Here is an 8,376-nt window from a genome sequence, read left to right on the forward strand (position 1 = left end):
CCTGACATCATGAGCAACGTGGTCACCTTCACACCCCGCGCGCTCGCCCGAACCGGCGAGCCCCGAGCCCCTGAATGGCCCCACCCTCCGCGCCAGCCTGGAGGAGGCCGCCCAGGTCGCACTCGACGCCGCGGACCGCATCATCGCCGTGCTCGACCGCATGGACGGCGACACGGACCTCGAGGATGGCGCCGATGCCGAGCCATCCCTGGCGGCACCCGAGAACCATCATGCTAGCCAGGTGGTGTGGCTGCGTGGGAATGATCAGGACCGCGAGGGCGAAGCGCCTGAGACCTCGCTGCCGGACGTGGCGGCCCAGACCACCGCGATCGTGATCCAGGTAGAGCCATTGCGCTGGGGCGGCCACGGGAATGTTCTCGCCGCCGCTGGCTCATTCATCGTTGATTTGATGGGGAGCCGTTAAATCTAGGTTATATCAATGTGACAGTGATTTCTAAGGAAGTCGGATTACAATCTGTTATTTGTCTTCAACTGGCTCTTTTACGGTTGGGGCAGAATTATTACGAGACTCATAAAAATCTTCGATCGGTCGACCAAGAGCATCGCTGAGACGCTTCAGCGTCCGCATTTTGCGCTCGCGCTCGCGAGCCGCGGCGGCCTGATCCGTCGTGGGAAGACCGAATTCACGGCCGTCACCTTTGTCACGTTCGCCCATCCTGGGCCTGCCGTCACCTGTAACCGTGCGACTGTATAACTGGGTTGCCGAGCAACGAAAAGTTGTGATCCTAGTTTCTGCTCAAGCTGCGGAAAACTCGGGTTGGCGCATGCCGCGTCGGTTATCGGATGACACGCTTTTTTCGGCCTCGCTGCCGTTGACCAACCTCAACATCGGCTTGTGGGAGGACGATGTCGACAACGACTGCATCCGTGGTGATGCCGTGTTCGCTCGGATTTATGGGTTGCTCGACGCCGAGACCACGCAAGGCATTTCATGGTCTCGGCTCGTTTCGATATTCCACCCAGAGGATTTGGCTCTGGATACGGTGCGTCGCCGCCGGGTGCGCGAAGAGGGCGGTTTGTTCGTGTGGGAGCACCGCATCATACCCGTGCCGGGTGTAGTGCGCTGGGTGCTGGCGCGTGGGCATTTCGAGCGAAGTCTGGATGGAGGAATGCGCGGACGCGGCATCCTTATCGACGTCACCGACTCACGGACCGAGGGTTACGTAGATGGCCCGTCGCGCTTCCTTGGAGTGCCCGAGGCGACGTTGTCACCCGCAGAGCGTATGGCCGAGCGCGCACTCGAGCTATGGGAACTGAGGGACGAGTTGAGTGCAGACAGTGCCGCCCGGCTACAGCCGCTTATTCACGCGCTGATGTTTGAGCTCGGCCGCGAAATAGCAGCTTCGCTGCCGGAAGGACGGGCGACCGCGGCACCAAACAGAGGCGGTTCGAAGGTGCACTAAGGCTCATCATCGTAGGCCTGATCAGCCAGGCGGCGGATATATTGATATCGATCGAAGGGCTGGTACCTTGCCTTAGTCCCGAACGGGCTTCGGCTCCGGCTTAGCCGTTCGCATGAGGGTCTGGATCGCTCGCGGCGCTCGACCAGCCTTCTCGGCGATCTCAGCCTCTTGCTGCTCGATCAGTTCGTGGGCCGGCTGATCGCCGTCCAGACCGCCGAGGATCTCCATCGGCACACGCCGGTTCGAGGCGCGGCTGCCGTCCTCGAAGACGACGTCGAACAGGATGGAGCCGCGTTCTTGCGGAAGCTGTCGTGCGCGCTTGGCCATGGCGGCCTGATACCTCTGCAAGCTCGGCTACACCAGAACGCAGACAGCCGCCTCACCTGCCTATCAGGGACTGCAGGTCGTCGCGCTTCATGAGTAGGTCACCGAGGTGCCGTCGATAGAGCTCGATGCTCGCGCGTTCTTGCCTCGCCCCTTCCGCAGACAGGTCCGGGTCTTCGAGAGCTCGCGTCGAGGACCGAACGCTCTCCTCCAGGGTGGCGATCTCGCGCTCGACCTTCTCAAGCTCGGTCACAACAGCTCCTCAATGTGGTCAACCGGACGAGGCCAGACGGACCCATTCGAGGTGACTGGCCTTGGTCGCTCGACTGTGCGCGTCAGCGCCATAGCGGACGAACACAAAGAACCTATCGAACGAGGTCACGACGCCCAGTTCGGGCTCCACCTCCGGGCGGTCACGATAAGCGACCCTGCGACCGATGTCCGATGGGGTCGGTGCGATCATGCTCAATGGGACCCTGTGTGCATCACCGAGATTGCGCAGGCTGCCGACTCGGGTCCCAACGTTGACTTAGCCGTGCGAGCCGGACGACATGGGCTGTTCCGGTCTGACACGCCTCGGCGAGTCGAGAGCCGGCAATTCAGGAGACCGCAGCCGCGAGATAGAGCCTGAAAAGCCAACAGCCCCTTCCCGGCAAGGAAGAGGCTGCTGAAAATTCCGAGGGCCTGTGAGGGCCGAGTCGCTTCCCCTCACAAGCCATGAGACCCCCCGGGGTGTCAAGACGGAACCTGTTTCCGTCAACGGGAAGGCTTTGCCTGGACCCTAGCCGCGGCCCGTGAGGGACCGGGTTCGATGAACTATGCCGATGAGATCCGCCGACAGGCGGAGGGGGCCGCGCGCGCCGCATTGCCCGCCATCACGGCGGCGCTCTGGCGCGCCTACAGCGACGGAAAGATCACGGAAGCCGAGGCTGAGTCGCTGTCTGGACTTATTGACGCCCGCCACTCATCCGTCGGTGGACAGAAATCCGGACAGAGCCCGAACCCAACGGCAACAGCCGACGTAGGCTTGACACTTTCGCCCTCAAATCGCGCGGGAAGCTCCAGGAGGCCTGGCGTCGGCTCCCGGCCACGCACGGACGCCTCGATGGAGCGCCGCCGCCGCTGGGCCGCCTCTGGCCGCATGCCGCAGGCTATCGTCGCCCGGTTCACCCTGGCCGAGCAGGCCGTGCTCTCTCTCGTGGCTGCCGAGGTGGCGCGCCGGAAGGACTGTCGGCTCTCGATCGAGAACCTGGCCGCTGTCACCGGCGTGTGCCGCTCGACCGTGAAGAACGCGATCCGCGAGGCGGCACGGCTGGGTCTGCTGACCGTCGAGGAGCGCCAGATCACCGGCTTCCGCAACGACACGAACGTGCTCCGCATCGTCTCGCCGGAGTGGCTGGCGTGGCTGAGGCTGGCGCGGAAGGGGAATACCGCCTGGCCTACCCCTGCCCAAGGGAAGGGTCATCACGGCTCCACCTTCCAAGGGGGAGGGGTCAAAAGCGTGACCAGCACGCCTACTGAAGTTCCACATCTGGGGAAAACGAGGCCAGCAGAACCGAAGAAGGGCTGCCGACGAGCGGCTGGCGACCTCGACCAATCAGGCCGAGCGAGAATTCGCGCGGGTGGTGGGACGGGCCGAGCCATGCGGTGAGGGTCTGCGGGTGTTCGGCAGAGCGGACGAGAAAGCCAGGTTGAGAACGAAACGGTTCTCGCGGCTGACCCGTTGAGGGCGCCATGACCTGCATCGCGATCCTGCTCGAAACCCCGCAGGGGGTACGCTTCCTCGTTGCCGCCACACCGCGGGAGGCTGCGCTGAAGGCCGAGTCCGTTATCGCCGCCATCCCGCAAACCCAGTTGCCCGTTCCAGCCTGGGTCGCGGGAGCTAGCTCTGGTACTGCCGATCTTCTGATGAACTACCTGGCTGATGTGCAGATGGAGCGCGTGCTGGAGGGTGCCCTCTAGAGCCATTCATTCTTGTGGCAGACCTCTCAGGATTTGCTGAAGTCTCGCCTCTTCCCGTCAGTGCGCCCGAGGCGTTCGCGACACCGCAAAGCGTGCGGCGGGCAAGCACGTGACGACAGGCGCTCTCCGGGCCAGTTCCCCGTAGGGCGCCCGTGAGGCCTCGGCCGGGCAGTCGCGTGAGGGTCGGTGCGGCGGGGGAACTGGACACCGCAAGCGCAGGCTCACGGCCCGGATCCCCTCAGCATCGGCCGCGTTGTTCGCCGTCTCACCCACTCGGGCGAGCGCGATAGCGCCCCTATCAAACACGGCAGCGCGGCACGCTCATGTCATCCATTGCGCTGCGTCTTGGGCTGCTTTTGATGCTCCTGCCGCCCAGCCTAGCGAAGGCCGAAACGATCCCTCTGAACGTGCCAATTCTGATGCACGGGTCGATCGGCGACGATGCCTGTCCGGAGAAGGGGCGTGTGATCGAGCTCGGGGCCGAGCCGGAGAGCTTCTTGGTGGTGCAGAGCGGTCCCGGAGAAGCTCCGTTCCGCGAGATCGGTCGCCTGCATGACGGCGACATGGTCGTGGTTTGCGAGAAGCTCGGCCCGTGGCTGGGCGTCGTCTACGGCTCCGCGCTGCTCGGATGCCGGACGACGATCCTCACGCCGGTCGAGCAGAGTTACACCGGCCCCTGCGAGCACGGCTGGGTTCTGGCGCGCTACATCAGCCTCAGCAAAGATCAAAACTAGCGTCGTTTGCCCAGGCAGTAAGCACCTAGACCGCTATTAACCATCGCGTAATGTTCGTTAATAACTCGTTGACGCGACACCGCTGTTTGTGAGGAAATACGTAGGCGGGTCGGTGCCCGCCACGTCTTTCGAGGTCATCATGGTTCGGGTCTCGGCGCTCAGGCTCCCGCGTCGCCTGGGTACGTGCGCGCTGGCAAGCCTCGCAGCCCCACTCTTGGCCCTCCTCGCCGGTACGAGCTCCGCCAGCGCTCACGTAAAATGGTTCTGTGCCTACGACGTCGCCGGGCAGCCGCGTGGCCTTGAGCAGGTGCTGTGCGCTGACTTCGAGTGGCTCGCCGGTCTGGCCATCCTGTGCCTGATGTTCGGGTGCCTGGCCGAGGGTACGCCGCTGGGCGGTGCCCTGCTCAACGCGCTGGATCGTGTGACCACCCGGATCCGCACCGACACCGAACTTCTGGTCCGCGCCACGCTGGGCTTCTTCTTCGTCTCGCTCTGGGAACTCGGCGGCATCATCCTCACCCCGGAGCTCAAGACCGACGTCGCCTGGATCCCGTGGTTCCAGCTCGCGCTGGCCGCCTGCCTGATCTGGCGGCGGACCATGCCGCTCACCGGCCTGGGCATCGTCTTCCTATTCAGCTTCGCCACCGCGCAGTACGGCGTGTTCCACCTCGCCGACTACCCGGTGTTCCTCGGGGTGGCGATCTACCTCGTCTGCCAAGGCCTCAACCTGAAGCCCTTCGGCCTGCGTCCGCTCGACATCGTGCGCTGGAGCGCGGCCATCACGCTGATGTGGGCCTCGGTCGAGAAGTGGGCCTACCCGCAGTGGACCGATCCGCTGCTCACTGCCAAGCCGCAGATGACCGTGGGCGCGACGCCCGAACTGTTCATGCAGGCGGCCGGCGTCATCGAGTTCACCCTGGCCTTCGCGCTGCTCTGGACACCGCTGGTGCGACGCGCTGCGGCGATCATCCTGGCGGCGATTTTCGTCTCGGCGGTGTTCGAGTTCGGCAAGGTCGACGCGATCGGGCATTCGGGGATCATCGTCGTGCTGCTCGGCATCGCCGCCGATGACGTGCGCACCGCGGTGCGGGTCCGCGACATCACATGGGCGCCGGCGTACTACGGTGGTGCGCTCGCGACCTTCCTGGCGCTGTACTACGTCGGTCACGAGGCCCTGTACGAAGGCCTTACCGGCCTGCCGGTGATCTGAGGCCATCCGGTAAATGGAGCTCGGTGGCGGCCATCCTACTGGACGTGGAGGGTAAGCTTCATCTTCGGGTGGATACCGCACTCGATCACGAAGTCGCCGGCCTCTTTCAGCGTCAGCGTGGCCTGCTTGCCCGGCTCCTGGTCGCCGGCGTCGAACGCGAACCGATCGGCCTCGATGAAGGCGTGATGGATCGCACCGTCATCCCCGTTGACCAGGACGATCGTGTCACCTCGGCGCAGGAACAGGTCGGTGGGGGCGTATTGCCGACCTTTCTGCAGCACGACGCGGACGACGTTGGTAAGATCGGCTTGAGCCGGTCCGAGCGCGAGTAACCCTGCCATGAGCGCGACAGGCGTGCTGATGAGAAACGTGCGACCTAGATTGCATATCGGCACGGATACAACCTTGATAAATAATTTTCGTCAAACATACCTAGCACTATAAGGCTGGGTGCCGCCTAACAGAGATCAGTATAGTCGCCTAAAGGTTCCCGGTGCTTCGCGCTCGATTTGTGAAACGTGCGCAATCTACGCGTTAATATCAATGAATTATTAAGCCTAAGTACTCATGAATGGTTCAGACGTAGGGACCGCCGAATAGGTCGCCCATCGCCTTCCGCCGGAACAGCGTGCGCCACCGCCGCCTCTGATGCTCTGGCCGGTCGTGGATCATGTGGCAGCGCTGGCAGAAGGCCGCGAGGTTGGCATCCGCGTTGTTGGCCGTGTCGTGGTCCCGGTGAGCGGCTGCCAGGACGACGTGGGTCCGGCGAGCGCGACCGAGGATATCGACGCCAGACCTGACCCGGATCCGGCGGCCCCAGCCATCGCGCCAACGGCTGGCCTCCGCATCCCACCAGCGCCCGTCGCCGAGGTGGTAGACCATCTGCCCGTGCGGTCGCCCGCAGCTCTCACAGCGGCCCTGCGCGCGACCAAAGCGGATCGCCATCGACAGCTCGCGCCAGTCGATCGGGTAGAAGAAGCGGTGCTCGGGCCGGATCGGCATGGCGGTGGGACTGTGCCACCGATGGTGAAAAAAGCGTAGCGGCAAGGGATCGTTATGCAGCCTGCACGACCGAGCAAACGACGTCTGTGCCAACCCCAAAATGGCGCGGGCCGAGCCCTCAAGGGGCCGGCCCGCTTGCCGTTCGGCTTCGCCTGTAAAAGCCGCAGCGACGCCGCAGAATACCCGCATGCCGCCTGTTGCCGCCATCAGTAGCGACCGCCACGCACCGTTAATGCTTCCTCAAGACTCCGTGTTGGCCGAACCCTGAACCGCCAGCTTGAGCCAAATTGTCCGCTGCCTCGGTCACTGCCCTGAAAAGCCGCTGCTTCTTGGTACGAACCGTTTGTTGCCGTACCGGCCCATTTCGTCATTAGTGACTGGCGGCAGCCCGAGTTGGCGAGCGAGTGATACCAAATCACTCAGCCGCCCGGTTCGCGTTTTGCGGCGCAAGTTGACCCGGTGGGTCTCTACGGTCCGCACGCTCAGGTCTAGGTGGCGGGCGACGTCTTTGTTGCTGAACCCAGAAATTAGAAAACGCAGCACCTCCGCCTCGCGCGGCGTCAGCCCGAAGTCGTTTTTCTGCTCCGATTGAGCAAGGCAATTCGCTCCCGTAGCGAGAGCGAGCAGCGCGGTGCAGATTTCGCGCGACGATTGTGAACGTCCCACAAAGGCGCTGGCGCCAGCAACTAGGAGCGCCTGGAAATCGCCAGCCGTGAGCGCGTCGAAAGCAACGAGGATGCGAAGCTTCGGCCATCGCTCCTTCAACTTGGAGATGCGCGCGATCCCGGTTGCGAGTTGGATGTCGTTTAGAAAAGCCAGAACGACTGCATGTTCGATGTCAGCCTCATCGAGTTCCACCTCATCAATTGTGTGGAACTGCGGCATGTGCTCCAAAGTGGCGCGGATATTCGTGTTCAGACCATGCAATTCATCAAGGATAAGGAGCCCAATGGCGGCACTCATAGCTCAGAACCTCTCGTCTTTCGGTTCGCTACAGACGGAGCAAAATTGAGGAAAGTTTCAGACGATATGTTTCAAGAGGTCGCGGCAAGCGTTCGTCAAGGAATTTTGAGATAACTTCGATGTGTATCAACAGGCTATCTTGCATTTTAATTTTAGTAATCAATTAGAAATATGATCTGAATATGTATCTATAGATCGATATATATGTCTTTGTTATATAGTAATTATTCTTAACTGACTGAATGTAAATTAAAGTATAGGTCAAAGCTCAGTATCGTTGTCCGGCGTTTGAGCAGATCTGCTCTGCCAGCACTGGTTGGCTGAGATGAAAGCGAAAAACTCGGTAGCCTGGTAGAACGTATGCTCGGGCCGGATCGGCATGATGTGGCGTGGAGCCTAGAGGGAAATGCCATCTGGCAAGGAGCTTCACCATCCCGGCTGTGACTTGCGGGACACAGTTCGCGGTGAGCGACGCTGCATGATGCAACCAAATTGGATGCTAGTAGTTACGGCGCACTACGCTGTACCTTGCGAAGTACTTAGCTAGCACAGCGCATCTTCATGAACGGTTTACTATGCCGTCTTGCCTCATCGGTGATGGGTGTGTCCGTAAAACTACAGCTATTTGGCTCATGGACCGGTAGCCTTACCGCAGATAGAAATTCTGGACCCAACACGATGACCAAGCTCCTGGCCTCGCTGGCTGCCTTCACTGCCCTGACCGGCGCCGCTGCCGCCGCCGACCTGCCGCGTCGCG

At 62.2% G+C, this 8,376-nt stretch carries 13 protein-coding genes; 7 read left to right on the forward strand and 6 right to left on the reverse strand.

The features are described from left to right. Positions 1 to 148 precede the first annotated feature (148 nt). Positions 149 to 424: a hypothetical protein gene (locus tag FV228_RS14200; RefSeq protein WP_246693906.1), complete on the forward strand. Its 276-nt coding sequence runs from the start codon at positions 149 to 151 to the stop codon at positions 422 to 424. A gap of 54 nt (positions 425 to 478) precedes the next feature. Here the strand turns inward: FV228_RS14200 and FV228_RS14205 are convergent, their stop codons facing one another. Beyond that, positions 479 to 676, reverse strand: a complete 198-nt coding sequence (locus FV228_RS14205; protein WP_147855218.1) for a hypothetical protein — start codon at positions 674 to 676, stop codon at positions 479 to 481. Between the two features lie 25 nt (positions 677 to 701). On the opposite strand from FV228_RS14205, the gene FV228_RS14210 reads away from it, so the two are divergent. After that, entirely contained in the window at positions 702 to 1,424 is a 723-nt protein-coding gene (locus FV228_RS14210) for a PAS domain-containing protein (RefSeq protein ID WP_246690119.1), read from the forward strand. A gap of 72 nt (positions 1,425 to 1,496) precedes the next feature. Here FV228_RS14210 and FV228_RS14215 read toward each other — a convergent pair whose 3' ends face one another. Together FV228_RS14215 and FV228_RS14220 are read right to left on the reverse strand one after the other, a co-directional pair. Next, positions 1,497 to 1,751, reverse strand: a complete 255-nt coding sequence (locus FV228_RS14215; protein WP_147855219.1) for a hypothetical protein — start codon at positions 1,749 to 1,751, stop codon at positions 1,497 to 1,499. Positions 1,752 to 1,803: 52 nt separating this feature from the next. After that, positions 1,804 to 2,001, reverse strand: a complete 198-nt coding sequence (locus FV228_RS14220) for a hypothetical protein (RefSeq protein WP_147855220.1) — start codon at positions 1,999 to 2,001, stop codon at positions 1,804 to 1,806. A gap of 558 nt (positions 2,002 to 2,559) precedes the next feature. On the opposite strand from FV228_RS14220, the gene FV228_RS14225 reads away from it, so the two are divergent. The 4 genes from FV228_RS14225 (at position 2,560) to FV228_RS14240 (ending at position 5,654) form a co-directional block, all read left to right on the forward strand. Continuing rightward, positions 2,560 to 3,399, forward strand: a complete 840-nt coding sequence (locus FV228_RS14225; protein WP_147855221.1) for a helix-turn-helix domain-containing protein — start codon at positions 2,560 to 2,562, stop codon at positions 3,397 to 3,399. Positions 3,400 to 3,482: 83 nt separating this feature from the next. After that, on the forward strand, positions 3,483 to 3,710 hold the full coding sequence (locus FV228_RS14230) for a hypothetical protein (protein WP_147855222.1): 228 nt from the start codon (positions 3,483 to 3,485) through the stop codon (positions 3,708 to 3,710). Positions 3,711 to 4,069: 359 nt separating this feature from the next. Beyond that, a complete protein-coding gene (locus FV228_RS14235) occupies positions 4,070 to 4,444 on the forward strand; it encodes an integron (RefSeq protein WP_147855223.1) in 375 nt (124 codons plus the stop codon). A gap of 139 nt (positions 4,445 to 4,583) precedes the next feature. After that, positions 4,584 to 5,654, forward strand: a complete 1,071-nt coding sequence (locus tag FV228_RS14240; protein WP_187277750.1) for a hypothetical protein — start codon at positions 4,584 to 4,586, stop codon at positions 5,652 to 5,654. A 35-nt stretch (positions 5,655 to 5,689) separates the two neighbouring features. On the opposite strand, the gene FV228_RS14245 is transcribed toward FV228_RS14240, so the two are convergent. The 3 genes from FV228_RS14245 to FV228_RS14255 all read right to left on the reverse strand — a co-directional run bounded on the left by FV228_RS14245 (position 5,690) and on the right by FV228_RS14255 (position 7,619). Next, entirely contained in the window at positions 5,690 to 5,995 is a 306-nt protein-coding gene (locus tag FV228_RS14245) for a hypothetical protein (RefSeq protein WP_147855225.1), read from the reverse strand. A gap of 235 nt (positions 5,996 to 6,230) precedes the next feature. Further along, positions 6,231 to 6,656 carry a hypothetical protein gene (locus tag FV228_RS14250; RefSeq protein WP_147855226.1) on the reverse strand — a complete coding sequence of 142 codons (426 nt, stop codon included), beginning with the start codon at positions 6,654 to 6,656 and terminating at the stop codon, positions 6,231 to 6,233. 303 nt (positions 6,657 to 6,959) lie between these two features. After that, positions 6,960 to 7,619 (reverse strand): response regulator transcription factor, encoded by a 660-nt coding sequence (locus FV228_RS14255; RefSeq protein ID WP_147855227.1) that lies wholly within the window; start codon positions 7,617 to 7,619, stop codon positions 6,960 to 6,962. 561 nt (positions 7,620 to 8,180) lie between these two features. Here FV228_RS14255 and FV228_RS33750 point away from each other — a divergent pair. Next, a partial coding sequence (locus FV228_RS33750) for a hypothetical protein (RefSeq protein ID WP_147855228.1) occupies positions 8,181 to 8,376 on the forward strand: 196 nt, incomplete at its 3' end.

The sequence above is a fragment of the Methylobacterium sp. WL18 genome, assembly GCF_008040015.1.
Lineage (GTDB): Bacteria > Pseudomonadota > Alphaproteobacteria > Rhizobiales > Beijerinckiaceae > Methylobacterium > Methylobacterium mesophilicum.